This is a genomic window from Sporosarcina sp. P13 (genome assembly GCF_002743055.1).
Taxonomy (GTDB): domain Bacteria; phylum Bacillota; class Bacilli; order Bacillales_A; family Planococcaceae; genus Sporosarcina.
In genome coordinates this window covers 65,804-91,901 of sequence record NZ_PDYM01000004.1, presented here as the reverse complement: position 1 = coordinate 91,901, position 26,098 = coordinate 65,804, and the positions used below count along the sequence as shown (strand labels likewise).

The 26,098-nt window shown below is 40.3% G+C and carries 24 protein-coding genes and 5 tRNA genes; 6 read left to right on the top strand and 23 right to left on the bottom strand.

The window, feature by feature from the left end:
- Positions 1-23: 23 nt before the first annotated feature.
- The 5 genes from pstC to putP all read right to left on the bottom strand — a co-directional run bounded on the left by pstC (position 24) and on the right by putP (position 5,935).
- Positions 24-962, bottom strand: a complete 939-nt coding sequence (gene pstC, locus CSV79_RS03695) for a phosphate ABC transporter permease subunit PstC (RefSeq protein ID WP_099687678.1) — start codon at positions 960-962, stop codon at positions 24-26.
- A gap of 69 nt (positions 963-1,031) precedes the next feature.
- Positions 1,032-2,000 carry a PstS family phosphate ABC transporter substrate-binding protein gene (locus CSV79_RS03690; RefSeq protein ID WP_369824910.1) on the bottom strand — a complete coding sequence of 323 codons (969 nt, stop codon included), beginning with the start codon at positions 1,998-2,000 and terminating at the stop codon, positions 1,032-1,034.
- A 160-nt stretch (positions 2,001-2,160) separates the two neighbouring features.
- Complete coding sequence (locus CSV79_RS03685; protein ID WP_099687677.1) at positions 2,161-3,342, bottom strand: MalY/PatB family protein; 1,182 nt, start codon at positions 3,340-3,342, stop codon at positions 2,161-2,163.
- Between the two features lie 250 nt (positions 3,343-3,592).
- On the bottom strand, positions 3,593-4,312 hold the full coding sequence (locus CSV79_RS03680) for a MerR family transcriptional regulator (RefSeq protein WP_099687676.1): 720 nt from the start codon (positions 4,310-4,312) through the stop codon (positions 3,593-3,595).
- Positions 4,313-4,453: 141 nt separating this feature from the next.
- Positions 4,454-5,935 carry a sodium/proline symporter PutP gene (putP, locus tag CSV79_RS03675; protein ID WP_099687675.1) on the bottom strand — a complete coding sequence of 494 codons (1,482 nt, stop codon included), beginning with the start codon at positions 5,933-5,935 and terminating at the stop codon, positions 4,454-4,456.
- A 216-nt stretch (positions 5,936-6,151) separates the two neighbouring features.
- Between putP and CSV79_RS03670 the strand changes: the two genes are divergently transcribed.
- Positions 6,152-6,475, top strand: a complete 324-nt coding sequence (locus CSV79_RS03670) for a YbjQ family protein (protein ID WP_099687674.1) — start codon at positions 6,152-6,154, stop codon at positions 6,473-6,475.
- A gap of 43 nt (positions 6,476-6,518) precedes the next feature.
- Entirely contained in the window at positions 6,519-7,475 is a 957-nt protein-coding gene (locus CSV79_RS03665; RefSeq protein WP_099687673.1) for an alpha/beta fold hydrolase, read from the top strand.
- 36 nt (positions 7,476-7,511) lie between these two features.
- On the opposite strand, the gene CSV79_RS03660 is transcribed toward CSV79_RS03665, so the two are convergent.
- From CSV79_RS03660 to CSV79_RS03650, 3 genes are all read right to left on the bottom strand, one after another.
- Entirely contained in the window at positions 7,512-7,955 is a 444-nt protein-coding gene (locus CSV79_RS03660) for a DUF1801 domain-containing protein (protein WP_099687672.1), read from the bottom strand.
- A gap of 176 nt (positions 7,956-8,131) precedes the next feature.
- Positions 8,132-8,812, bottom strand: coding sequence for a gluconate 2-dehydrogenase subunit 3 family protein (locus tag CSV79_RS03655; RefSeq protein ID WP_233201353.1), 681 nt, complete (start codon positions 8,810-8,812; stop codon positions 8,132-8,134).
- 259 nt (positions 8,813-9,071) lie between these two features.
- Entirely contained in the window at positions 9,072-9,266 is a 195-nt protein-coding gene (locus tag CSV79_RS03650; RefSeq protein WP_099687670.1) for a YwbE family protein, read from the bottom strand.
- A gap of 99 nt (positions 9,267-9,365) precedes the next feature.
- Between CSV79_RS03650 and CSV79_RS03645 the strand changes: the two genes are divergently transcribed.
- The 3 genes from CSV79_RS03645 to CSV79_RS03635 all read left to right on the top strand — a co-directional run bounded on the left by CSV79_RS03645 (position 9,366) and on the right by CSV79_RS03635 (position 13,659).
- On the top strand, positions 9,366-9,806 hold the full coding sequence (locus CSV79_RS03645) for a YtoQ family protein (protein WP_099687669.1): 441 nt from the start codon (positions 9,366-9,368) through the stop codon (positions 9,804-9,806).
- A 141-nt stretch (positions 9,807-9,947) separates the two neighbouring features.
- Complete coding sequence (gene pstB, locus CSV79_RS03640) at positions 9,948-10,748, top strand: phosphate ABC transporter ATP-binding protein PstB (protein WP_369824915.1); 801 nt, start codon at positions 9,948-9,950, stop codon at positions 10,746-10,748.
- Between the two features lie 79 nt (positions 10,749-10,827).
- Complete coding sequence (locus CSV79_RS03635; RefSeq protein WP_099687667.1) at positions 10,828-13,659, top strand: ATP-binding protein; 2,832 nt, start codon at positions 10,828-10,830, stop codon at positions 13,657-13,659.
- Between the two features lie 39 nt (positions 13,660-13,698).
- Here CSV79_RS03635 and CSV79_RS03630 read toward each other — a convergent pair whose 3' ends face one another.
- The 14 genes from CSV79_RS03630 to CSV79_RS03565 form a co-directional block, all read right to left on the bottom strand.
- Positions 13,699-14,064 (bottom strand): response regulator transcription factor, encoded by a 366-nt coding sequence (locus tag CSV79_RS03630; RefSeq protein WP_255407409.1) that lies wholly within the window; start codon positions 14,062-14,064, stop codon positions 13,699-13,701.
- A 15-nt stretch (positions 14,065-14,079) separates the two neighbouring features.
- Positions 14,080-15,699, bottom strand: coding sequence for a diguanylate cyclase (locus tag CSV79_RS03625; protein ID WP_099687666.1), 1,620 nt, complete (start codon positions 15,697-15,699; stop codon positions 14,080-14,082).
- Between the two features lie 117 nt (positions 15,700-15,816).
- Positions 15,817-17,166 carry a phosphoglucosamine mutase gene (gene glmM / locus CSV79_RS03620; protein WP_099687755.1) on the bottom strand — a complete coding sequence of 450 codons (1,350 nt, stop codon included), beginning with the start codon at positions 17,164-17,166 and terminating at the stop codon, positions 15,817-15,819.
- A gap of 76 nt (positions 17,167-17,242) precedes the next feature.
- Complete coding sequence (locus CSV79_RS03615; protein WP_099687665.1) at positions 17,243-18,202, bottom strand: CdaR family protein; 960 nt, start codon at positions 18,200-18,202, stop codon at positions 17,243-17,245.
- Complete coding sequence (gene cdaA, locus CSV79_RS03610; RefSeq protein WP_099687664.1) at positions 18,195-19,031, bottom strand: diadenylate cyclase CdaA; 837 nt, start codon at positions 19,029-19,031, stop codon at positions 18,195-18,197. The genes CSV79_RS03615 and cdaA overlap by 8 nt, the downstream gene beginning before the upstream one ends.
- Positions 19,032-19,188: 157 nt before the next feature.
- Entirely contained in the window at positions 19,189-19,824 is a 636-nt protein-coding gene (locus tag CSV79_RS03605; protein ID WP_099687663.1) for an anti-sigma factor family protein, read from the bottom strand.
- Positions 19,825-19,836: 12 nt separating this feature from the next.
- Positions 19,837-20,400 carry an RNA polymerase sigma factor SigW gene (gene sigW / locus CSV79_RS03600; RefSeq protein ID WP_099687662.1) on the bottom strand — a complete coding sequence of 188 codons (564 nt, stop codon included), beginning with the start codon at positions 20,398-20,400 and terminating at the stop codon, positions 19,837-19,839.
- Positions 20,401-20,579: 179 nt separating this feature from the next.
- Entirely contained in the window at positions 20,580-21,485 is a 906-nt protein-coding gene (gene rocF, locus CSV79_RS03595; RefSeq protein WP_099687754.1) for an arginase, read from the bottom strand.
- Positions 21,486-21,523: 38 nt separating this feature from the next.
- Complete coding sequence (locus CSV79_RS03590; RefSeq protein WP_099687661.1) at positions 21,524-23,620, bottom strand: EAL domain-containing protein; 2,097 nt, start codon at positions 23,618-23,620, stop codon at positions 21,524-21,526.
- Positions 23,621-23,802: 182 nt separating this feature from the next.
- Positions 23,803-23,877: transfer RNA gene (locus CSV79_RS03585), tRNA-Gln, on the bottom strand.
- A 46-nt stretch (positions 23,878-23,923) separates the two neighbouring features.
- Positions 23,924-24,008, bottom strand: a tRNA-Tyr gene (locus CSV79_RS03580).
- Positions 24,009-24,037: 29 nt separating this feature from the next.
- Positions 24,038-24,112, bottom strand: a tRNA-Glu gene (locus CSV79_RS03575).
- 15 nt (positions 24,113-24,127) lie between these two features.
- Positions 24,128-24,203: transfer RNA gene (locus tag CSV79_RS03570), tRNA-Thr, on the bottom strand.
- 10 nt (positions 24,204-24,213) lie between these two features.
- Positions 24,214-24,285 (bottom strand) — tRNA-Asn (locus tag CSV79_RS03565).
- 179 nt (positions 24,286-24,464) lie between these two features.
- Here CSV79_RS03565 and CSV79_RS03560 point away from each other — a divergent pair.
- Complete coding sequence (locus CSV79_RS03560; RefSeq protein ID WP_099687660.1) at positions 24,465-25,130, top strand: polysaccharide deacetylase family protein; 666 nt, start codon at positions 24,465-24,467, stop codon at positions 25,128-25,130.
- 206 nt (positions 25,131-25,336) lie between these two features.
- Here the strand turns inward: CSV79_RS03560 and CSV79_RS03555 are convergent, their stop codons facing one another.
- Positions 25,337-26,026 carry a KinB-signaling pathway activation protein gene (locus tag CSV79_RS03555; protein ID WP_099687659.1) on the bottom strand — a complete coding sequence of 230 codons (690 nt, stop codon included), beginning with the start codon at positions 26,024-26,026 and terminating at the stop codon, positions 25,337-25,339.
- Between the last annotated feature and the right edge of the window lie 72 nt (positions 26,027-26,098).

Genomic DNA, 26,098 nt, shown 5'->3' with positions numbered 1-26,098 from the left:
CGAAAATACCCTCTAGTCACCACTTAGTATTCCTCCTTAAAACGATTGGAAATATAGCGTGCTAGCATATTCATCGCGAGCGTGAACACGAATAACGTCATAGCTACTGCATATAGACTGTAATAAACTGTCGTGCCTGCTGAAGCATCTCCGCCTGTCACTTCCACAATATAAGCTGTCATCGTTTGCATAGATTCTGTAATGTTTAGTGTGAAGTTTTTTGAGCTACCGCTAGCAATCGTAACAATCATCGTTTCGCCAATAGCACGTGAAATTCCTAACACAACAGAGGCGATAATACCCGACAATGCTGCAGGAATAACAACTTTCCTCGTCACTTCTAGCTTAGTTGCACCTAACCCAAATGCACCGTCTCTCAAAGCATTGGGTACAGAACGCATTGCATCTTCCGAAAGCGAGGCAATCATCGGAATGATCATGATCCCCATTACAATTCCAGGACTTAGCAAATTAGTCGCTTGTAGACTTGGAATCCATTCTCGTAAGACGGGTGTCACAAAAGTGAAGGCAAAAAAGCCGTAAACTATCGTCGGAATCCCTGCCAATAATTCTAATGCAGGCTTTAAAAACTTTCTCCAGCGAGCAGAAGCATATTCACTCAAATAAATGGCAGTCATCAGACCCAATGGAACCGCTACCACCATCGCAATGGCAGTTGATAAAACCGTACCTAGAAGCAGCGGTAAGACGCCAAATTGCGGGGTCTGACTTAAAGGTTTCAGTACCGTACCTGTGAAAAATTCTATTATGGGTACTCGTTGAAAAAAACTGATTGTCTCGGAAAATAGTACAACGACAATGCCGATAGTTGTAATTACTGATAAAAGAGTCAGCAAAAATAGTCCAACGGGAAGCCATCGTTCACGTGCGACACGGCGTTTATGCCTTTCCGCAAGCTGCTGGAAATGAATTTCTTTTGCAGTATCCTGTCTCGTTAACATAGCTCCACTCCCTATATGTAATACAGGAGTGAAGAATTACTTCTTCCTCCCGTCACATGTAACTGCTATTTACAAATCGCGTAAGAACTTTAGATTCGTGATCAATTCACTATCTGGAACTGGTGCAAAACCCGTTTCTGCTGAAAATTTATTAGCATGTTCTATGACATACTTTGCAAAATCCAATACTTGCGGGTTTTCCTTTGCCTGTTTAACATTTAAGTAAGTGAATACCGGACGCGTAAACTGTGCATAAGCTCCTTCTTCTGCAATCGTATCAAGTGCTGGTTCTACTGCTCCATTACCAAAATCCACACTAACCGCTTGCAGTTGGTCAGTATTGTTAACATAGTAACCATAGCCGAAGAATGCAATGCCGTTTTTGTCTTCAGATACTAGATTTACTAACGTTGAATAGTCCTGCTGTAAGTTCACGTGATCACTCATATCCGTTTCTTCCATCACTTTTTCATAGAAGAATTCATACGTTCCGTGGTTTTCGTTCGGGCCCATTGGATTAATGTCTTCAGCTGGCCAATCTGGATTAATGTCTGACCACTTTTTCACGTCACTACCCGCTACGAAAATACTAATTAATTGTTCAGGTGTCATTTCAGTAGCCCAGTCATTTTCTTTGTTAATAACGAATGTTAATCCGTCCAACGCTACTTTCAATTCTTGTATTTCCATCCCTAGTTTCTCAGCTTCCGCCTTCTCTTCCTCTTTAATTGGACGGGATGCATCATTAAAATCGGTTCCATTCTCTACCAAAAATTTCTTGAATCCAGCCCCGGTCCCTGCACGGCTAACTTCTACTGAAACATCTTGTTGCTCGTTCACCATATATTCTTCAGCAATTTTCGCCATTAATGGATACACCGTTCCCGAACCATCAATCACGACACTACCTTCCATTTTTTCCGGTTTATCCGTTTCTGCATCTTCTTTTGATCCGTTTGCTTCTGTGTTGCTGCACGCCACCATAAATACGGCCGCGAATAAAAGACCTATCCACCATCCTGCTTTTTTCATCTGCATCCTGATCGCTCCTTTTATTAGTAATCTCTTCTACAAGTAAGACTATACCGGTTGAATGTAAAGTCGGTGTGGATACTATGTAAAGGTTGTGTTAAGAAGCTATAGACGTAAAAAGGCAGGGAACGGATTGAATACATCAATTCGTTTCCTGCCCTTGATATTATTGAGGTAAGTGCTCGATAATGCTGTCTACTGCTTGTTTAATATGTCGGGGCTCTGTCCCCAAATTCAAGCGGATGAACCCTTTGGAATTTTCTCCGAACCACTCGCCGTAGTCAATTGCTAGTCTACATGTATCTTGGATGAATTCCTTGACGCCTTCTGGCTGAATGTACGCGCGAAGATCGATCCATAGTAAATACGTACCTTCAAGTGGTGTAATTACTAACTTCGGTGCATGCTCCGTGAATTGTTCAACTGCATAGCGTTCATTTGATTTGACGACTGCCCGCAACCCGTCAAGCCAGTCCGCACCATGTCGAAATGCCGCTTCAGAAGCAGTCATCCCAAGCAAGTTCACTTCTGTTTGATTGACCGATTTTACGAATTGATCGAATTGCTCACGCAACGCTTCATTTTCAATGATGATCTGTGATGTCAACAAACCAGCCAAGTTAAATGTCTTCGAAGCCGCTGTCACCGTCACAACACGTTCAGAGAACTTGCCGTCTGCGACAATAGCAGATGGGATATGTGTATGATTGCCAAATGTCATATCATGATGTATTTCATCAGAGACAATCAGTACATCATGCTTATCACAAATGCCCAATAGTTTCTCCGCTTCTTCAGCCGTCCACACACGACCTACTGGATTATGAGGCGTACAGTGGATAAACATTTTCACGTCATTGTCGATAATTTGCTTTTCAAAGTCTTCAAAGTCAATAGTGTACGTACCAGCCGTATTAATAAGTTCACTACTAACAAGCGTACGTCTTGTATCTTTCACCGCATTAGCAAACGGATAGTAGACGGGTGATAAAATAATGACCGCATCTTGCGGCTTCGTGAACGCATTGACGAACCAATAAAGTGCCGTCACGACACCTGTCGAAAAACGCATCCATTCCGATTGTACTTCGTAGCCGTGACGCTCACGTTCCCAATTAATAAACGCTTCATAATAAGAATCTGGAACGTATGTATAACCGAACACGCCATGATTCACTTTCTCCATGATTGCTTCCACTACTTGCTCAGGCACTTTAAATTCCATATCCGCTACCCAGGCTGCAAGCAGATCTGCATCGCCGAAACGCTCTTCTAGTTTGTCCCATTTCAACGAGTTCGTACCTTTTCGCTCAATTGCATAACGCTCTAAAAACTCTTCTTTATTCATAGCAAAGCCTCCCGATCTTTTCGATTGTTCTAACTATTAGTCTTCTCAGATTGTATCATATGTCTCCTTTCACTACCTCTGTTGTCGCTAAGAATTCTTTTACTGTATATTTTGCTAAAAGAAGATTATGCCTTGACTCTCTATCATGAACAGATTGCTTTATTTTATTATGATATCGGTGGTGAAGTGGTAAAGACGTTATAAACAGCGAAAGCAGAGACAAGAATTTTACTTCGTCTCTGCTTTTCTATTACTGCTGGTCTACGTACACATTCATCGCATCCCGCATAAACCTTGCTAAACCTTCTCCAAACTGATCAATATTTTTTGTAAACCGTTCATCCGCCACATACATCTCTCCAAGTCCTTTGAATGCATCCAATGAATAACTACCTATGCGATTCAGCAACAAAAACCATTCCTCAATAGCTTCTTGTGCTTCAATGGAATCAGCCTCCAAATGTCTTATATCCGCAAGTTTATAATAGATCCGATTCATGTCTTCTTGAATCTCTTTAGTAAATTGGCTGTTCGTTTGCTCGACCGCTTTCTTACCCCAGCGAGCCTTTGCTTCCTCTTCATAAGGATTTTTTGCAAAATCAAAGCCTTTGAATTTCTCTTCATTCGTCATTATATTCTCTCCTTTTTCTGATTGAATTGTTCGATCAATAGTCGCTAGCATCCTCTCTAGTTGCGACTTCTTTTGTACCAACATGTCGCGCTGCAATTCAAGAGCCTCCAGCCGTTTGAATGTTGGACTACTTAGCAATTCCTTAATATGCTTCAATGAAAAACCAAGCTCACGAAAGAATAATACTTGCTGAAGGTCAGCGAGGTTTTCATCAGAATATAGGCGATACCCCGCTTCCGTCACTTGATCAGGAACGAGCAACCCTATGTCATCGTAATGATGTAGCGTGCGTATACTGACACCTGTCAGCTCCGATACTTCCTTCACTTTCAATAGTATCCCCCTCTCTACTTCTACTATAAAGTCTAACGTTACGTTAGAGTCAAATAAATGTTTCAGTCAAATACGTAGCTAGTCATGTTAGTATAAGCAAACGCAAAAGAGCCGCCTTCGCATATGCAGGCGGCTCTTTTGTATTTATTACTTTTCTCTTTCAAGCATCTCAAGCGCTTCGTCATACTCACGTGTAATTTCTGGATTTTCTTTATACGTTATCAAACTAATAACATACGTTACGAACAGACAAATGATAAATCCGGGTACGATTTCATACAGCGAACTAGAAAGCACCTTCACACTGCCCCAAATTCCTACCGTAATCGCACCGGCAACCATACCGAACAACGCACCTTTGGCAGTGACCTTTCTCCAATAAAGCGTCAATAAGATAATCGGTCCGAATGCGCCACCAAACCCTGCCCATGCGAACGATACTAGTTTTAGAATTGATTCTTTATTCGGCCAAGCGAGGACCATCGCAACGATAGCTACTACTAGAACCGCTACACGTCCTAAGAATACGTAATGACGATCGGAAGCAGTCGTTTTGAAAACGGCTTTATACAAATCCTCTACTAGGGCAGACGAGGTAACGATTAATTGAGAAGAAATCGTACTCATAATTGCAGCCAATACAGCTGCCAACATAATACCCGCGATGAGTGGATGGAAAATAATTTGTCCCAAAACAATAAAGACCGTTTCCGCATCCGCCAGTTCAGTAGCGTTCTGTTGGAAATACGCAACCCCTACAAAAGCTGTCGCAATAGCACCGATCAAACTTAACAACATCCAACCGATCCCAATCCGTCTTGCACTCTTCGTCTCTTTTACTGAACTAATCGCCATGAATCGCACGATAATATGCGGTTGACCAAAATAACCGAGCCCCCATGCGAGTGACGATATAATTCCAACTACACTGACACCTGATACAAAGTTAAACAACGTAGGATCTGCCAAACGTATACTTGCGACTGTTTCCGTAAAGCCACCTGTAATAAAGATCCCGACCGAAGGAACTAAGATTAATGCCAAAAACATAATAAGTCCTTGTACAAAATCCGTGTAACTTACTGCCAAAAATCCACCGAACAGCGTATACGCAATCACTACTGCCGATACGATCAACAGCCCCGTATGGTACTCCAAACCGAATGAACTTTGAAAGAACTTTCCGCCCGCTACCATACCTGAAGAAACATAGAATGTGAAAAACACTAATATTATGATTCCTGAAGCAACTCGTAGTAAATGGGAAGTATCTTTTAATCTGTTCTCTAAGAAGCTTGGAATTGTGATCGAGTTATTCGAAACTTGCGTGTACACACGTAATCGCGGCGCTACCAACAACCAGTTTAAATACGCACCAATCGTTAAACCAATGGCAATCCACGCTTCCCCAAGTCCACTTAAATAAATAGCACCTGGTAGCCCCATCAATAGCCATCCCGACATATCCGAAGCACCCGCACTCAACGCAGTGACTGCAGGACCAAGCGAGCGTCCACCTAACATATAATCCGTCAGATTCGACGTCCGTCTAAATGCATACCAACCGATAAACAGCATCGTCGCCATGTACAAAATGATCGAAATAAGCTGATACATTTGTTCCGTCATACTATCCCCTCCTTTTTACTATTAATATACCTATTCTACCTGATGAATAGCACACTTTAAACAAATATCATCAGATTCGTAGGATGGAACTACTTTTTCCGATAGCATTCTCCGGGAAATGACATGCAAAATTTTTTTCGCGATTTATTGTCCAAACTATTTTGAAACCTTCCTCTTGCACATAACGTATACATACAAACAAAAGGAGGAGATTATATGTTACACACGACAACGAATACACTGCAAGGACGAACAATTGAAACGTATCACGGAATTGTATCGGGGGAAACGATTATGGGAGCGAATATCGTAAGGGATATTTTTGCATCCGTTACGGATATCGTCGGTGGACGTAGTGCAGCCTATGAAAGTAAACTGACCGAAGCTCGTCAGACGGCTATTGAAGAAATGTCACAAAAAGCGCGCGCTATGGGAGCGAACGCTGTGATTGGCGTGGACTTGGATTTCGAAATGGTGCGTGAAGGTATGATGATGTGCATTGCGACAGGTACTGCCGTTACGTATCGTGATGGAGAATAATCGGTAAATAACTAGCGGCTGAACACAAATTGTAGGGGGCACTATGTTGCGGAATGTATGTAAAACTGCTGTGATCACGTCTTCAGCCCTGCTCGTCATTCTACTTATGATCGTTACGATTAGTTATATAAACCATCAAGTACAGCTAACAAAAGAGAACGAACAATTTATCCCAAATGGCATGATGACTGAAGTAAACAGTCATCAAATGCATGTGTATAAGGAAGGTTCAGGTAAAGAAATCTTGGTGTTCTTGTCTGGCAGTGGAACAAGTTCTCCTATGTTGGATTTCAAGTCGCTTTATTCACTAATGAGCGATACACATCAAATTGCCATCGTGGAAAAAGCCGGTTATGGATTCAGTGACGTTACTGATTCGGCACGTGATCTAGATACTATGCTTTCTGAAACGAGGGAAGCACTTTTTCAGTCTGGGGTTGAAGGACCTTTCATCTTAGTACCCCATTCCATGTCGGGTATTGAAGCCTTACATTGGGCACAGACCTATCCTGACGAAGTTAAAGCAATCATCGGATTGGATATGGCAGTTCCGGGTGTATATGAACAGATGAACATCAATATTCCCTTTATTCGATTAGGCAAGCTAGCAGCGGACGTTGGTATAACGCGATGGCTTCCTTCATTAGCTAAAAGTGACGCAATCACCTACGGAACGTTGACGAAGGATGAGAAAGATTTATACAAAGTGATTTTCTATAGAAGGACCGCAACTAAAAACATGGTAAGTGAAGCGGTTCATATTAAAGACAATGCGAAGCGTGTACAAGAAGGCTTACCTGTTAATGTTCCTATGCTATTGTTTTCATCGAATGGGAAAGGTACCGGATGGAATGAGAGTGAATGGATTGGATTTCAACAAGAGTTTATTGCAGATCAAGAAAAAGGACAGCTAATTGAACTTGATTGCTCACACTATGTTCATGACATCGAATATAAACTGATTGCTAAGGAATCCATGTGTTTTATCGAGGGTTTATAGGAAGTAATCTAACAAGCACAAAACGAGAGGCTTCAATCACCTCTCGTGTTTTCGTTCCGATTCATTTGGATATAACTTTTCTAAAAACGTAACGGATTGCTGGATCAACTCCTGCAGCACATCCACATCAATATCTGCCACTTTGTTAATATACACGCATGCCTTACCACTTGTATGTTTGCCGAATCTCTCTAGTAATTGTTCGCGCTCAGAATCACCCGTTGCGAAGTATAAGCTGATTTTCGCCTTGCGTGGTGAAAACCCTACAAGCGGCGCGTCCCCTTCATGACCTGTTTTATACACATAATGGTAGGAACCAAACCCAATGATGCTAGCCCCCCACATTTTCGCCTCATAACCAGTAGTATCAGTAAAGATATCAAGCAATCGGAAGGCGTCCTCGCGTTTTTTTGGATTATCTACATTCTCAATAAATTCTATTACATTATTGTCGTTTTGCTTCGTCTTCAACTCATACATTAGAATTCAGCTCCCACACCTCTATTTTATCAAGTGTACCATAACCCTATACTCATTAAATATTCTTATCTTCTTTTGTCTACAGTCTAAAGCCCCGTCTTCAAAAGACGAGGCTTTTCGTATGAAATAATTTATGTCTACTTCTTAAAGTATATTAGCTTTTTTCTGGCTTTCCCTCAACGTTCCAAACTACCAACAGGTTGTGGTTCTAGCTTGATAGATTTCTCGCTTTCAATTTCACTTGAAAAAGAAAGTTGATGTTCTGATAAGCCCTCTATATTCAGATCACCGTTATAACTCGGATCTGAATAGACGCCTTTCAATGTCGCAGAACGCAACAAGCTGAAGAACAACCCGGACGAAACATCTGTCATGCTCACTTCATTACGTTGAAACGAATGCAAAATACGATCCATTTGTTCTTCTTCCAATTCGATGAAACGTTTGCCGAACAATTGAACCGCTTCTTCTTCTAGCTTCGCAATGCCTTGCCTGAATATTTCTCCACGTGTAAGATGTGTCAGATTGTTTTCAGTAGATTCGCCTAGATGTAGCGATTCTTGCGTATATTCCTCTAAATCACTTCCGTAGTTACCCACCAATTGGTTGTCAATGAAATATGACACCCCTAAACCAATTTCATATTCAGGCAAAATCCGTTTGATAGCAGCGGATAGTGTTTCAAATTCATTCGGATTGGAAAAAAACATTTGGCCATACGCACCCACTTCTAAGTCAAGCTTTTCAGTCTTGTCCTCTTTCAAAACATTTCTAGATTTCTTGCTCTTATATCCGACTAGACCGCCAATCAGGCCGCCTCCTAATAAAACACCTGTAGCAATCCCTGTTGTTTTCAAAATGTCCCGTCTAGTCAAACCTGCTTTGTTTTTCGTTTCGATGATTCATCCGCCTCCAATTTTTGCTTAGACAATTTGTGTAACTGTTTGTCCATACCTCATCCTATGAACGGCAACTTGCAAATAGTCCTGAAAATGCAAAAAACACATAGCGATGGCTACTATGTGTTTTGTTTATAAATTTAAGATGGGAAGTGGATAGTTATAGATACCGTTTCACTGCGCTCCAAGTGAAACGCAACCCTAGGACATCTAGTTCTCAACCTAAAATCTCAGCCACACGCCCAACTTGTCCATCCTCTAACCGCACTTTAATACCATGCGGATGAAAACTTGAATTTGTTAATAAGTCTTTAACGACACCTTCCGTCTTCACACCACTTCGTTGATCCTTCTTCAAAATAATAGCCACGCGTAAACCCGGTTTAACATCTGCTCGATTTTGTCCGTTCATTCAATGATCGCTCCTCTTTTCCATTTAGTGTACCATACTGCTGAACGAAACGGACAAGCATGATACAATGAAGGCTATCAAACTAGGAGGGGTTATTTTATGCGATTAACAGTATACCTGGCTGGGGAGATTCACACGTCTTGGCGAGAAGAAGTCAAACAGCAAGCAAAGAACTTACAATTACCTGTCGATTTTGTTGGCCCAATGGAAGACCATGATCGTTCAGACAATATCGGCGAAGAAATCTTAGGTGAGCAGCCGGATAAAATCTTCAAAGATGCAGCAGCTTCAAGTTTCAATAACTTACGAACCGAAATCCTTATGAAGAAATCAGATATCGTTATTGCATTGTTTGGCGAACAGTATAAGCAATGGAACACTGCGATGGATGCGAGTGCCGCAATCGCTTTTGGCAAACCGCTAATCTTGATTCGACAAGAAAACCATCACCATCCACTAAAAGAACTATCACGCAAAGCGCATGTAACCGTAGAATCGGTAGAACAAGCCGTCAGTGCACTACAATATATTTTCGAATGATTAAAAAGGGATGTCTAGCTACTACTAGCTAGGCATCCCTTTTACAAACTCTTAACATCCCCTTCATACCACCTCAACATACCTCCTGTACAGTGAACCTAACGAATAAATGGAGGTTTTCAACCGATGGTACTTAAAAACATGACAACTGAACCAAAGCTTCACGTGATGAATAATGCAAATTGGAACAAGCCCGTATACAAAGCAGACAAACTAAATCTATGGTACGGAACATCACACGCACTAAAAAATCTAGACGTCACGATTCATGAAAAAGAAGTGACCGCCATCATTGGGCCTTCTGGTTGCGGGAAGTCTACTTTTCTGAAAACACTCAATCGAATGGTCGAACTACAAGCAGACGTGCATATTTCTGGAACACTAACATATATGGATGAAACTATTTTCTCTCGTACATTACCCGTTGAATTACTACGCATGAAAGTCGGTATGATCTTCCAAAAGCCAAATCCTTTTCCTAAGTCTATTTTTGAGAACGTTGCATTTGGCTTGAAAATTCAAGGGGTCCGAAAAAAAGAAATCATTGAGCAAGTAGTGGAAGACAGCTTGCGTAAAGCTGCATTATGGGACGAAGTAAAAGATCGTCTGCATACACCTGCCATGAGTTTATCCGGCGGTCAGCAACAGCGACTTTGCATTGCTCGCGCATTAGCCGTATCACCTGACGTATTGCTGATGGATGAACCAACCTCGGCACTCGATCCAATTTCTACCCACAAAGTCGAAGAACTCATTAAGCAACTGAAGAAAGAAGTTACCATTGTAATTGTCACGCATAATATGCAACAAGCTGCACGCATATCTGATCAGACAGCATTTTTCTTACATGGGGAAATGATTGAAATGGCTCCAACCTCCGTAATATTCGACTCCCCCTCCGATCCGCTAACAGATGACTATATCAACGGGCGATTTGGCTGATTTATCGAATTAATCCCCTGCCTATTTGCTTCTACAAATGATAAAATAAATATAGAAGTAGGTAGGAAGGGGCAAACGAATGTCGCGAAAAAATGGGATTCGTCAGCAATATATACGTGTATTTATTATTTCGCTTTTAATCGCTGTACTAGGTATGGGCAGTATGTATGCATATGTTAAAATTTCACGGAGCGAAACTGAAAAACACCAGCAAAATATGTTCGAAAAGGCTCAATTGGTCGAAGAAATTTCAAACTCTGTCCAAGATTTGTTTTTTAGAATGCGTGGATACTATGCTTTTCAAATAGAAGATGAACTAAATGCAGCTTATCAGGCAATCACAGAAATTCATTCGTATTCTACTGAATTTAAGGCACTTTCCCTTACTGCTGAAGAACAGACATCCATTGGAGAGATCGATAACTTTTTAGTGTACTATGAGAATGTTACATTGCCAAAAGCAATTAAATTTGTACAATCTAATGATTTTGAAGGTCTACGTAATTTGGCTAAAGGTGGAACAAATCAGTCTGTGAATAATTTCATTCAATATGCCAATGACTACAACCTTAACGTCAAAGATAGTCTTTCAGTGTCTTACGAACAATCAAAAAATCAAACAAATTTATTCTTCCTATTTATTACGTTGCTCGGCTTCGCTTTTCTAACCATGCCAATCTATATGGTATGGAATGTGCTGAATCGCGTAATACGTCCCATCGAGAAAATAACGCACGCTGCCAACCAATATGAAGCAGAAGGAACCATCCTTTTCCAACCGGTTAAGAAAGAAGATGAAATTGGTGCTTTATCACAAGCTATTCATAAAATGATGGAGCGCATCCAATCCAACGAAAAAGAACTACTGTCACAAAACGAAGAACTGCTAACCCAACAAGATGAACTATTTAATCGCCAGACACAAACGGAATATGCTTTGTCAGAAGCGCGCTTCTCCCGTATTCGTTTGGAACGCTACAACGGCTTAAATCATTTATTATCCTTCTCATTAGATAAAAAAGACGTGTGTGAACAAACATCTGATTATTTGAATTCAATTTATCCAGGAGACCTGAGTTTCCTATGGTTCCCTAAAAGTGATACCTGTTCGCTTAAGGGCATGTCCGAAAAATTCTTTCTGGAAGTGAAACAAGAACGACTAGAGTATATGAAACTTCGTTTAGAGACGGAACCATATTTTGTCCTCAAACGGGAAGCTAACTATGAAAAAGGTATAGCAGAAAACGTCACATTGGTCTATGATTTCGTGGCAGGAGTTTTTAACTCAGCAAATGAATTGGCCATCTTTTCCGTCATTTCCCGGGTAGGGAAACCATTCACAGAAGATGATCAAGCAGATTTATATGGCTTACTTAAACGAATTGCTATCGCGGTAGATCGAATCGAGCAATACGAATTAATAAGTCATGAACGACAGCTAAACCAGAATATCTTGGATAATATCAATGAAGGTATACGTTTTGTCTCAAATATTGATGAACAAGATAAATATAATGTAGCACTATTCGATTTACTTGGCATGGAACCTGAAACAGAACATAGGTTATGGCCTCGTGATGAATGGGTCGATTGTTTCTTACAGCAAATCGATCATCCCGAACAATACAAAGCCTTTTTAGAAAAAACACTTGATCCGGACAATAGAGAATTAAGCAATAATACGTATGTTATCTCGACACCATCCAACGTGTCGCGAGTCATGAATATTTACAGTGTGCCTATTATCATACACGAAGAGAAAGTAGGAACTATCTTCGTTCATCGAGATATTACACACGAACATGAAGTAGATAAGATGAAGACAGAGCTTGTTTCAACAGTAAGTCATGAACTACGCACACCGCTGTCCAGTATTCTTGGTTTCTCTGAACTATTGCTAAAAAAAGATATGGATGAGAATCGTAAAAAACGATATTTAGAAACGATCCATAATGAAGCCAATCGTCTAACTGCACTGATTAATGACTTCCTTGATATTCAGCGCATGGAGTCAGGTCGTCAAACGTACTCGATGGACAATGTATCTATAGCCGAGCTTGCAAAACAAGCAGTAGATACAATTGCTATTCAATCATCAAAACACGATATTACAATTAAAGATATGACATGCACATCCACCGTCGTAGCTGATGCCGCACGATTGCTTCAAGTCTTCACCAACATACTAAGCAACGCTTTGAAGTTTTCGCCAGATGGTGGTAATGTAAAAGTTTCATTATGGAATCGACAGGATTCGGTTATTGTTTCCATTGCAGATGACGGGATTGGTATACCTACAGAAGATATCAATCACCTATTTGAAAAGTTTTATCGATTCGATAATAGTTATAGCAGAAAAATAGGTGGAACCGGTCTTGGTTTATCTATTTGTAAGGAAATTATTATGGACCTAAACGGAACCATTTGGGTAGATTCAGAGAAAGAAGTTGGAACAACGATATTCTTCTCACTTCCACTCAAAAAAGAACTACCAACCGAATCTATAAATCTAAGCAAGCCACTCATTATAATTGTTGAATATGATTCGAGTACCCCATTACTTCTTGGTGAAGAACTAACCGATCATAGGTTTTCCGTCCTTCACCATGACACTGTAGACAAAGCATTTAGTTGTATTCAAAAAATGTTGCCTGCTACTGTCATTGTGAACTTAATACTCGCTAACCATGAAAATGGCTGGGATCTAATCAAGCGAATGAAAGAAAATACCCAGACAGCGATGATTCCTATTGTCATCTCTTCTTTAATGGAAAAGGAACTGCAGCTTATAGAGAAGTTTCATGTTCATCAGTATGTAACGAAACCCTATCCTCTTCACGATCTATCTTCAATCATCTTACAAACGATTAATCGTTCAGATGGTAGAATTTTATATCCTGAACACAAATAAAATGACCGACCTTTCAGCAAATTGGAAAGGACGGTCATTTTAAAATAACGATTTTAATAATGTAACTAATTCATTGGGACTGAATGGTTTAGCTACGAAATAGGTAGCACCTTTTTCTATTACAGCTTCTTGATCAGCTTGTTGGGTTTTCGCTGTCAACATGATCACAGGTGTATCAAGTTGCAATGGTTGGATACGTTCTAGAACTTCTAATCCAGTCAAATGCGGCATCATATAATCTAGAAGGATTACATCATAGTGATTTTCTTGAATTTTTTTCAGTCCTTCCAAGCCATCTTCCGCTTCATCAACTTGAAATCCTTCAAACTCTAAGGTATCTGTCAGCAGCATGCGTAAAATGTCTTCATCATCCACAACCAGTACCTTTTTCCCTGTAATCTCCAATACATCCCAACCTTTCTATTCTCTTTTATCAAACAACCGATTAGCTAACTTGTCTATACGCCCAAGTACTTCTGATGGTTGGAATGGTTTAATAATATAATCATCAGCACCTAACCATAATGCTGCCTTAATATCGTTAGCACTTTTTCTCGCTGTCATCATAGAAACCGTTACATTTGTTTTAGAATGGTCACTCTTTAAACGGCTTAACACTTCCAAACCATCTATTTTTGGCATCACGCCATCTAGCAACACAATGAAATAGTCGTCCGGTGTGTACCAATCATCCCCAAGGAATGTTGGACCGTCGGAATAAGTCTTAACCGTTATGTCCACATCCCGAGATTTCAATTCCAATAAAGTCTGTTGAAGAATTTGACGAATGAATGAATCATCATCCACAATAATCACCATTAATTTACGTCGGACGACTACTCTACATTGATCATAAATTACCGTCTGATTTCTTCCATTGCGCTTCGCTTCATAAAGCGCTTGATCCGCTGCCGAGATCAGTTCAGTCATATCTCCACTGAACGTGGCGCTCCCCGCTGAAAACGTAACAGTAAATGTTTTTTTACCTGAAGTGAACTCCACACTATTAAATTTCTTTCGCACACGCTCTACAACATGAACGGTGTCTTCGGCTTGAATATCGTTAAGAAGAAATGCAAATTCTTCTCCACCATATCTGAATACACAATCACCTTCACGCTTTTCTTTTTTAATAATTTCACCGAATTTACGAAGGGCCTCGTCACCTGCTGGATGTCCATATAAATCGTTGACTTGCTTGAAGTGATCTAAGTCTATCATGACTAAAGAAAAAGTACTTTTGAACTGCTCTGAATCTTTTACCCAATTATTTATCACTTCATCAAAATAGCGGCGATTGCCTACACCCGTCAAACTATCCGTAATTATGCTGCTACTAATCGCTTTCTGCCACTGCTGGCGATTAAATAAATAAGGGAAGAAGACGTCCATATCAAAAGGTTTAGTGATAAAATCCATCGCCCCTCTGCGGTAACTCTCTATCCGAAGTTCTTTCGTAGGTTGTTCACTGGAAATGGCAAGTGTCGTATTCTTCTGTCTAGCTGTCTCTGCTATTTGATCAAGGACTTCAAAACCGGACATATCCGGTAGCTTATGATCTACTATGACAATACTTGGTCGCATGGAGTAAAATTGTTCAATACCACGCTTACCATTCAAAGAAATAATAACTTGTGCACCTAGTTTCTCTAGTAATTCTTTTAGATAAGAAACGAATTCTAAATCATCATCAATAATTAAAATGAATGTCTCTTGATCAAGACGATTAACATAACGATCAGGTAATTGGAACTTTTCTTTCTTTCCATCTGCTGATTCATAAAAATATGAGCGAATACGATTTTTTAAGTTTTCTAACGATGAAACTGGAATCTTCTGATCATTGGAAGATGTTAGGATTTCTAACTGCGATGCACAATATAAAGATAATTGCTGTAACCCGATAGTTCCGGATGTCCCTTTAAGTTTGTGCAGGAAATAATACAGTTCACGTTCTGTCAAACTTCCCCGTAATTTCCACTCTTCGAAGATATTCTCCGTTCGCTGCGCTAACATGATTTGAAATTTCTTTTGACTCATCCTCTTACCCCTCCGTTCATCGGAAGCATTTCCCCGCTGGTTTCCGCTGCGAATTACTCATTCTACGAAAAGAAAGCTGGATACTCATGCATTAGCACGACCAGCTTGAACATTTATTTACTCGATGCCCATCTCTTCTTTAACTACTTGCGAAATCCGTTCAGCAAAGTTAGCACATTGTTCTTTTGATGCTGCTTCAACCATTACACGAACAAGTGGCTCAGTTCCAGATGGTCGTACAAGCACGCGTCCTTGGCCCGCCATTTCCTGTTCCACTTCATTGATGACACCAACAATACGTAGGTTTTCCATAACAGCATGTTTATCAGCTACACGGATATTTACTAATTCTTGTGGATAGATTGTCATGTCACTAGCTAATTCAGATAACTTCTTACCCGTCTGTTGCATGATATTAACTAATTGTAGTGCTGTCAGAAGGCCATCGCCCGTTGTATTATAATCCAAGAAAATGATATGGCCTGATTGCTCTCCACCTAGATTATAAAGACTTTTACGCATTTCTTCTACAACATAACGGTCACCTACTGCTGTTTGCACACTCTTTATTCCAACTTCTTCAAGTGCTTTATAAAATCCGAGATTACTCATCACAGTTGATACAACTGTGTCAGCCTTTAAACGACCTTTACTATGTAAGTATCGTGCAACAATATACATGATTTGATCGCCATCTATAATATTACCTTTTTCGTCTACTGCAATGAGACGATCGCCATCGCCATCAAAGGCTAGACCGATATCCGCACTCTTTTCTACAACCAGCGCCGCAAGAGTTTCGGGGTGTGTAGATCCAACTTGATCATTTATATTCAAACCATTCGGAGATGCACCCATCGTTGTAAGATCCGCATCTAGGTCTGCAAATACATGTGTCGCTAATACAGAAGTAGCTCCATGCGCACAATCAAGAGCCACATGAATTCCTTCGAAGTCTTCATCCACTATTTGTTTTAAATATTGAATGTACTTTTGTCCACCTTCAAAGTATTCAGTAATTGTGCCAACTTCGCTTCCGACCGGGCGTGGCAAGGTATCTTCTTCCGCGTGTAATAGCGCTTCAAACTCAGCCTCTTGTGCATCAGTTAATTTGAATCCATCTCCACCAAAAAACTTAATCCCGTTATCTTCTACCGGATTGTGGGATGCGGAAATCATGACTCCTGCCTGCGCATTCATCACTCTCGTTAAATAAGAAACCCCTGGTGTACTAATTACACCAAGCGTCATTACCTCTACACCTACAGATAATAACCCTGCAATTAAGGAATTTTCAAGCATTGAACCAGAAATTCGTGTATCCCGTCCAACAAGCACTACTGCTTTCCCTTCTACTTCCCTCGTGAATAAATAGCCGCCAATTCTTCCTAATTTAAAAGCAAGCTCCGGTGTCAGCTCGGTATTTGCTACACCTCGCACACCATCCGTGCCAAAATACTTTGTCATGTTCAATTCTTCCTTTCGATCATATCCTATTGGATTATCAATATTATGCTGATTCTTACTGTTCTGCATCATTACCTCACTTAGGTAAATTTTCAGTAGATTGACCAGAGATCATCACATGGACTTTCACTTTACTCGGCGTCATTTTACTAACACCTTCTGGCTTTTTGACTTCCGATTCTACGATTCCCGATTTACTAACTTTGGAGAGGTCTACTTCCACCGGAATGTCTTTTAAGGAATCTACTATATTTCTCGTCCCAAATACACGAATGAACCTATCTTCCGCTGTTATACTTTCAATAGTGACCCCTTCGGCTATCTTGCCTTTTCGGCTCAATTTCACTGGTATATCGCGGCTGTATTCTTTGATATCCACCTTAACCGTCACTTCTTCAGGATCTAACGTTACAGATAACTTATTCAAGTCACGATCCAGTACGCGTACACGTGCCTTTTGCTCAAATGATTTATCTAGATTCGTGTCTCCTGTGACAGAGACTTTCACAAAACTAATAGAATTCACAACGCTTTTTGCACCTGTCACAGTAATCGTAGAAGGTTGGACATCCATACTTTTCACTTCATAACCTTCAGCTAACAATCTCCTATTCATCTCCGGATCTACGCGGAATGACTGCGTCACTTTCTCTTCAATATTGATATGAACAGTAGCAGGATCCAAACGTACATCCAATTTATCTGACACATTCTCAACTTGTATACGAACGGTATGTTCCCCTAAAGTCAAGTTTTGCAAATCCAATTTTAACGTGAAATCCTTTAACAATTTTGTTGTCTGTACGATATTCGGAGGGCCTTCAATTGTCATATTGACCCTATCCGGAGCACCTGTTACGACTAGGTTTTCTGTATCATAGTATACCTCCACCGGTACGTCTTGGATAAGTTCGAATACATCATTTGCTGTATTGCGACTCGATTGATCTTCGGCTTTTAACGAGAAAAACAGCGTGACAGCCAAGAACAAAGCAATCAGACGCAAAAACCAGGGGCTGTCCATGAATTTATCCATTTTTTCTCTTCCCCCACTTCCATCGAGAAGTTTCCACTTGGTCGGTTGAGCTTCCAAACCACGAAATCCTTAGTAGCTTTTCGAATTCCACCATGTCTAAATGACGATTGATCTCCCCATCCACTGTTAAGCTAACAGCACCCGTTTCCTCGGACACAATAACCGTTACAGCATCTGTTACTTCACTGATACCTAGCGCTGCCCGGTGACGTGTACCAAGTTCCTTCGAGATAAACGGACTCTCTGATAATGGCAAATAACAAGCTGCAGCGGCAATGCGATTTTTAGTCACAATAACTGCACCATCATGCAACGGTGTATTCGGAATGAAAATATTGATCAACAATTCAGATGAAATATCCGAATTCATCGTGATTCCCGTTTCAATATATTCGCTTAAACCTGTTTCTTTTTCGATTGTAATTAAAGCACCTATCCGGCGTTTAGCCATATAACTAACGGATTTGATGAAGGCACTTACTAAACGGTCACGCTCTTCTTCTTCTTGCATTGCAGTGCGTGCAAATAGCCGTCCCCTTCCTAATTGCTCCAAAGCTCTGCGTAGTTCCGGCTGGAATATAATAATTGCAGCTAAGAAACCCCAGCGAAGAACTTCTTCCATCATCCATTGAAGCGTCTTCAAACCGAGCCATTCCGTTATATAACGCCCAATCAGAATGACGAAGATGCCTTTTAGTAGTTGAACGGCCTTTGTCCCTTTAATAATAGTAATTAATTTATAGAGTACAAACCAAACAAGAAGCACATCCACTATATTTTTCAGTATTTCTATTGGTGCTATTGTTGTTACTTGCTCCAAACCCGGCATGTGCTTCCCCTACCTTTTACAAATGTTATTATTCATCTAGTATAGCATAATTACCAGCTAACATGCTTACCTAAACGGCACGGCGTTATTTGCATTACAACAAAAAGTGATGCAAGAGCCTTAGCTACTTACATCACTTACATTTAATAAATTTATATTACTCGGTTTCTGGTTTTTGTTCTTTGGAAGATGGAATAATATCCTTCGCGACAGACTTTATTTTATACCAAAGCCAATCGAAAACTTCATTTATTTCTTCACTTGAACCGGTAATGACTGCAGTGGATGCCATATACTTTGAGCCCCTAATAACAGTGACATTGCCATCAACTTCTCCTTCAATTCTCAAATCTCCATTTTTAACAACAAGATCACCTTTTATGATCTTACCAGCCGGCACAACCACGGTCTCTCCTTCTACAATCACGTCAGGCTGCTTAGTAAATGAAAACTGTTGATCATTTTCAAAACTCGAGAACAAAGATGCGCTCATTAAGATTAAGAATAACGCTGCTGCTGCCATGATTGGATGTTGTCGCAACCACTTTTTCGGACCTCTGCGAATAGTTGATTGTGGTAGTCTTGCCGCTACCCCAGTGGCAAATCCTACGGGTGCTTCTATAACATCTACGTTTTTAAATAATGAGATTGTTTCTTCTAGTTCTTCTAAAACCGTCTGACACTCTTCACAAGTATTCAAGTGTTCATTCATAATTATTTCTTCTTCATTGCTAATTTCACCATCTAAATATAAATGTATATAATGGACAACATGTTTAGGACATTTTTCCATGAATCCAACCTCCTACATACTCCCCATTTGTTGCCGAAGAGCTTCTCTTCCGCGATGCACACGTGTCTTGACAGTTCCTAAAGGCATCTCCAAAATATCAGCAATTTCCTGCAACTGTAGGTCTTCCATATATCGTAAAATAATAATCGTTCGGTATTTATCGGGCAGCCTGTTCACTTCATATTGAACTCGATCTTTCATTTCCATCTTCTCTACTTCTTCTTCTGGTAATTGTTGATCTGTCGAAAGTTGCGAATACATATTCAATCCGTCTGTCCCCGGCACTGTCGCATCCAAATAGTAGTCAGGTTTTTTTTTACGGATTCTATCAATGCACAAATTAGTAGCTATACGATAAAGCCACGTAGAAAATTTCCGCTTTTGATCATACGTTTCCAAATTCACATACGCTCGTACAAATGCTTCTTGCGCAATATCCTCAGCTTCCGCCGTATTGTTTAGCATGCGGTAACACACTTGATATAGGCGGTGCTGAAAATGAATGACAATTTCCTCAAACGCTTCTTGATTACCATTTAGCACTTCTTTTACTCGTTTAGTTATTAATTCATCCAATAGGCTTCATCCTCCGCTCTATGCGGCTGTCCCTTTATATACGATGCAGTCTTCATTTGGTTTCATTTTATTATATTTTTTATGTCCACTTCTACTTTATCATTCTTTTGATCACGCGTGATAGAAAATCTATAGACAAAAAAGTGACGGCGCCAAATGGCTACTGTCACTAATCGTTTTTATAATAACTTTTCTCCAAATAAAGACCCAATCAAAGCGACTGCAACATCAGCCGTTTTATTGTATTCATCTAGGATTGGATTTACCTCAACGAATTCTGCTGATGTGATGACACCTGCTTCTTCCAATAGCTCCAACGCTAAGTGGCTTTCTCTGTACGTGATACCACCTGGTACTGGAGTTCCTACACCTGGGGTATAAAGTGGATCCAGTCCATCAAGATCTAACGACAGGTGAACACCATCAACTTCACGCGACGAAAAATGTTCTAGCGTTTGTTGAATGACGGCAGACATACCATAACGATCAATTTCGTGCATAGTAAATACTTTGACGCCTTTTTCCTTAATCAATTGTCGTTCTCCAGGATCTAGTGCACGCGCTCCGATAATCACTACATTTTGCGGATCAATCTTCGCTCCTTGACTATGCACATTAACAAGTTGTTCATGTCCAAGACCCATACTAACCGCAAGTGGCATTCCATGAATATTTCCTGACGGTGATGTTTCACTTGTATTCATATCCGCATGGGCATCATACCAAATCACGCCTAGGTTCTTATAATGATCCGCTAATCCAGCAAGTGTGCCTATTGCGATACTGTGATCGCCACCAAGGACTAATGGAAACTTTTTATTTGCTATGATATCTGAAACGGCCTTTGCTAATCCTTGCGTTGCCGCTGTTACTTCTTTCAGATTTTTCAACCCTACTTCAGTACACTGTTTTTCACGCACAGCCGATACAGCGATATCACCTTCATCTACTACATGATGCCCTAAATTACGGAGTCGCTCCACTGCACCCGCATAACGGATCGCACTCGGTCCCATATCTACTCCCCTACGACTTTGTCCAAGATCTACCGGCACACCAATCATGGAAATCTCTAAATTTCGAATAATATAGCCTCCTAACAGGATGTCTCTTTGTGATAAAATTATACTTTTAATCGCTTTTTTGCTTCCTCCAAAGTAGACGGATGTCCATAATAATACCCTTGCCCTTCGCGACAACCAAGACTATAAAGCATTTCTGCCTGTTCTATCATCTCGATTCCTTCTGCCACAACGTTCAAGCCCGCGGTGTCCGCAAGTATTACAATCGCCTTTACAATCGCCTGACTATTTTCATTCTCCAAAACATTTTTGACGAATGCCATATCAATTTTAATTGTATCCGCTGGAAGTTCTTTAATATAACTAAATGTACTATAACCTGTTCCAAAATCATCGATCGCTACCGTAAGCCCTTTGCTACGAAGCATTTGAATTGATTCCTTCATTCCTTCCATATCCATAAACGAACTCTCTGTCAACTCTAATTCAATCATTTCAGAAGGAACATTGAATTCCTCCATTATACTCAATACCGAATCGATAAATCCTTTTTCTTTAATCTGGACAGTCGAAACATTCACCGCAAATTTGCAGAAAGAGCCTTCTGCTACTTCAGCTGCCGCACGCTTACATACTTCACGCAAAATCCATTCACCTAGCGGAACTATAATTTTCGTTTCTTCCGCAAGAGGAATAAACTTCATTGGAGGAATTACACCTAGATCTGGATGTTTCCAGCGTACTAGCGCTTCCACTCCAGTTAATTCACCCGTACCTAAAAATACCTTAGGCTGATATTCCAAATAGAAATGTTGTTGTTGCACACTTTTCCGAAGTTCATTTTCCAACAAAATTCGCTCCAACGACATTTTAGATGTACCGTGTTCGTACATCACACTATCCCCGCCACCACGCAGTTTCACTTTCCCAAGTGCTAATGTTGCTTTTGTCACCAACTCAGACGGTTGGTTAGCGTGTTCAGGATATATAGAAATACCACAACTAATTGACAAATTATATGTTTGCGTTCCTATTTGTATAGGTTGCTCTAAGTATTTCCTAACGCCTTCAGCAAAGTTAAAAATGTCCGCCTCACCAGTTAATCCTGTCACTATAAAAGCGAATTCGTCTCCAGCTATACGAGCCAGTAAACTTTCAGGTCCTGTTTTACGCTTCAATCGTTCGCCTACCATCGCCAACAAGTAATCACCTGCATCATGCCCAAACAAATCATTTGCGTAGCGTAAGCGATCAATATTCATATGAACGAGCGCAAATACCTGATTTCTAGTACGCGCTCTTTCAAATGCTAGTGCCAACTGTTCTCGGAAGGAGTTTCGGTTCATCAGCGATGTAAGTTGATCATTATAGACTAGATGTCTGATTTTCTCTTCAGACTTCACACGTTCCGTTACATCACGCATGACTACCAATAATTGTTCACCATACTCTATAGATTCTTTTACTTCATTCATCTTTGCTTCCATAACATGCAAGCCGCCTTCTACATCTTCAAAAGTAAATTCTAAACTGATGGCTTGTTGTTTGAACCCTCGTAGTTGTTTGACCCTTCTTTCCACTCTTTGCTGATCTTTAGCGTTTATCAGTGAATAGAACGATTGATAAATCAAGCTATTTAATTGAAAACCTAGCAACTTTTCAAAAGAAGGCGAGACGTATTGGAATTTCCCGTCTCGATCAATAATCGCTATAAAATCCGATGCATTCGTAGTTATAATTTCATAGAGTTCTGCACTTTTGCGCATTTCTTCCTGCATTAATTTTCTTTCTGTAATATCATAACGAATAGATACATATTGGTACGGTTTATTGTTTTCATTTAAAAAAGGTACAATTGTCGTATCAACCCAATAGTATGAACCGTCTTTTGCAAGGTTACGAATATCGCCACGCCAAGTCTTTCCACTTCCTATCGTAGCCCACATCTGTTTAAAGAAAGATGCATCGTGGTAACCCGAATTAACAATACTTTGCTTCGCGCCAATTAGTTCTGACAATGGGAATTTGGACAGTTTTTCAAAATGTTCATTGGCATATTGAATAACACCGCGAGAATCAGTAATGGAGACGATAGCAGCTTGTTCCAATGTATAAGCGATATCCCCAAGGATCCTCTTTAATCCTTCTTCACTGTCTTTTCCAGCGAACTTCTCTAAACCATTGAGAAATTTCTGCATCTCTATATCACATTCCCTGTGTTTACATATTTTATAATACTCTACAAGAGAAATTACCTAACCATAGTATACATGATAATTTATTTTCTTTTCTATATTCAAACAAATTTAAGCACAAAAAAACCCTTTATTATTTTAAAATAATAAGGATTAGATATAATTTAATTTAGTTTTAGGTAAAATGGCTGGGGTAGCTGGATTCGAACCAACGAGTGACGGAGTCAAAGTCCGTTGCCTTACCGCTTGGCTATACCCCAACGTGTAGCTGGTTACATAATAAGGAGTTTACAAGTAAAACAAACATGGTGGTGGGGGACGGATTCGAACCGCCGAACCCGGAGGGAGCGGATTTACAGTCCGCCGCGTTTAGCCACTTCGCTACCCCACCGTGTTAAATATATTCTTTCAAATCATAAATGGTGACCCCTACGGGATTCGAACCCGTGATACCGCCGTGAAAGGGCGGTGTCTTAACCGCTTGACCAAGGGGCCATATAAATGTGCTCATGGAGCTTCTAGCCGGGCTCGAACCGGCGACCTCTTCCTTACCATGGAAGCACTCTACCTGCTGAGCTATAGAAGCAAAAAAATGACTCCGCAGGTAAGACTCGAACTTACGACCGATCGGTTAACAGCCGATTGCTCTACCACTGAGCTACTGCGGAATAATACAAACGTTAGTGTTAATCTCTAACGACAAAAACCATTATAACATGGTTTTCAAATACATGCAACAAGTATTTTTCATTACCTGTAAGCCACTATTAGTATATAGCGGTTCCGTCATATGCGTCAAGCCTTTTTCATATAATACTCTATACTTTAAACGAATAAGGAGACTTTTATGTTAAAAAAACTAGTATTCCTCGTTATTTTAGGTCTATTATGCGTTTTATATGTCCCGCAATTGTTCAAGCCTTCTTCTTCTCTTTTAACCGTTTTTCGTTTGACTGAAGATCCTATTGTCATTGTAAGGGGTGCACAAGGTTCTGCTTTGACAGTTAATATTTCCTTTGGTGAACAAGAAGTGGAGGATCTTCTAGAACAGTTCACAAATCAAAAGCCATTATTATTTATGGATATAGATTGGGCACTACGTTTTCCCGAACTTGTAACAAAGATAAAGAAGCGTTCATTTCCCGTTGCTTTACTCGGTGCGGAAGGAGAACAGTACGAAATGGATCCCAAGTTACTGACACGACAAGTAAAGCAATTCGAAGAAACTTTTGAAACTAAGCCATTATGGTTCCGCACAATAGACGAGCAATTCCCTCAACCACTACTTCAACAATTGCACGCTATTGAAGTCAACGCGCTTGGTTCAACTATCCAGTGGAAAGATGGCACTTTGCCAAAAAAAGTAGAAGGCGAGATTATTGCTATTCCGCATCATCGTGACGAGCGTGTAGCTCTGAAAGATATGAAGCGCTTATCTTTAAGTCGGCCGTTCCAATCCGTCGAAGATCTTCTGTTTCAACCAATTATTAAAACGAAAAAAGTACCAAAGTAGTGAAGCTGAAAAGCTGTTATTCATTTCGGCCCTTCCCGAGGGACCAGCGTGTACTTTTGTATCCGAGTCTGTAACGAAGTGATGAAAAGCGGCTCCTTTGAAGCGTAAATCCCCTTGCATCTACTAACTTCCCACTGCGAACAATCAATTCCGCACACTTCCTTTTAAATATAAAAAAATGACGGGAGAAAGTTCTCCCGTCATTTTTATTTTGCTTTAGCAGATTTTTTCTGTTGTTTGGACTTTTTCCGTTCATCACGACGTTTGTCCAGCTTTTCTTTGTCTATATCGGATTGTCTGTTGTATTTCGGCAAAACCAACAATTGGAAAGCATTTACTGCAAGTAACGGGAATAGAAGAATTGTTACCCATTCATCCCGGTTTCCTGAGGTTACCATAAGAGCCGGTAGCCATTCTAGAGTCGTAATGACGATCATAAAGAATAATGCAGAAATTAACGCATATTTTTTTGTCCACTGAGCTTTAAAGTATGCCGTAATTGCAGATACTATAATCAACACCAGCAACAAGAAAATATATAAGGCCGTGCGTCCCGTATCTTCTTTTGTTAATTGGAAACGGAAAAACACGAGGTCAAATAGGACAACCACTATGATCAGAAGTTGCACCCAATTCCATAAAGTTAGCGTTCTGAACATATTGACGCCAAATTGATGAACCGTTAAGTAGGCGAAGAAACCCATCTGAGCAACGACACTCATCGTAAACCCTAAAAAGATCATCCATAAAAAGGCACCGGAAAATTGCCAGACTTCGCCTGCTTGTATATATCCATAAAAAAAGTCCCAACGTACAATTAGTCCGACAAATGCCGTAATCGCTCCACCAATTGCCATCGCGCGCAAGAAAAATTTTACCCAATTTCGTATTGTCACAGCACTGTTCCCCTTTTTTTCATTTCACCCTTAGTGTATCAACGTTCGACAGAAAAATCTATTTCATTGAAC

Excerpts from the sequence above, each read along its gene's own strand:
- pstC (WP_099687678.1), bottom strand. The coding sequence starts at position 962 with ATGTTAACGAGACAGGATACTGCAAAAGAAATTCATTTCCAGCAGCTT.
- CSV79_RS03690 (WP_369824910.1), bottom strand. The coding sequence starts at position 2,000 with ATGCAGATGAAAAAAGCAGGATGGTGGATAGGTCTTTTATTCGCGGCC.
- CSV79_RS03685 (WP_099687677.1), bottom strand. The coding sequence starts at position 3,342 with ATGAATAAAGAAGAGTTTTTAGAGCGTTATGCAATTGAGCGAAAAGGT.
- putP (WP_099687675.1), bottom strand. The coding sequence starts at position 5,935 with ATGACGGAACAAATGTATCAGCTTATTTCGATCATTTTGTACATGGCG.
- CSV79_RS03670 (WP_099687674.1), top strand. The coding sequence starts at position 6,152 with ATGTTACACACGACAACGAATACACTGCAAGGACGAACAATTGAAACG.
- CSV79_RS03665 (WP_099687673.1), top strand. The coding sequence starts at position 6,519 with ATGTTGCGGAATGTATGTAAAACTGCTGTGATCACGTCTTCAGCCCTG.
- CSV79_RS03660 (WP_099687672.1), bottom strand. The coding sequence starts at position 7,955 with ATGTATGAGTTGAAGACGAAGCAAAACGACAATAATGTAATAGAATTT.
- CSV79_RS03650 (WP_099687670.1), bottom strand. The coding sequence starts at position 9,266 with ATGAACGGACAAAATCGAGCAGATGTTAAACCGGGTTTACGCGTGGCT.
- CSV79_RS03645 (WP_099687669.1), top strand. The coding sequence starts at position 9,366 with ATGCGATTAACAGTATACCTGGCTGGGGAGATTCACACGTCTTGGCGA.
- pstB (WP_369824915.1), top strand. The coding sequence starts at position 9,948 with ATGACAACTGAACCAAAGCTTCACGTGATGAATAATGCAAATTGGAAC.
- CSV79_RS03635 (WP_099687667.1), top strand. The coding sequence starts at position 10,828 with ATGTCGCGAAAAAATGGGATTCGTCAGCAATATATACGTGTATTTATT.
- CSV79_RS03625 (WP_099687666.1), bottom strand. The coding sequence starts at position 15,699 with ATGAGTCAAAAGAAATTTCAAATCATGTTAGCGCAGCGAACGGAGAAT.
- glmM (WP_099687755.1), bottom strand. The coding sequence starts at position 17,166 with ATGACAAAGTATTTTGGCACGGATGGTGTGCGAGGTGTAGCAAATACC.
- CSV79_RS03615 (WP_099687665.1), bottom strand. The coding sequence starts at position 18,202 with ATGGATAAATTCATGGACAGCCCCTGGTTTTTGCGTCTGATTGCTTTG.
- cdaA (WP_099687664.1), bottom strand. The coding sequence starts at position 19,031 with ATGCCGGGTTTGGAGCAAGTAACAACAATAGCACCAATAGAAATACTG.
- CSV79_RS03605 (WP_099687663.1), bottom strand. The coding sequence starts at position 19,824 with ATGGAAAAATGTCCTAAACATGTTGTCCATTATATACATTTATATTTA.
- CSV79_RS03590 (WP_099687661.1), bottom strand. The coding sequence starts at position 23,620 with ATGCAGAAATTTCTCAATGGTTTAGAGAAGTTCGCTGGAAAAGACAGT.
- CSV79_RS03560 (WP_099687660.1), top strand. The coding sequence starts at position 24,465 with ATGTTAAAAAAACTAGTATTCCTCGTTATTTTAGGTCTATTATGCGTT.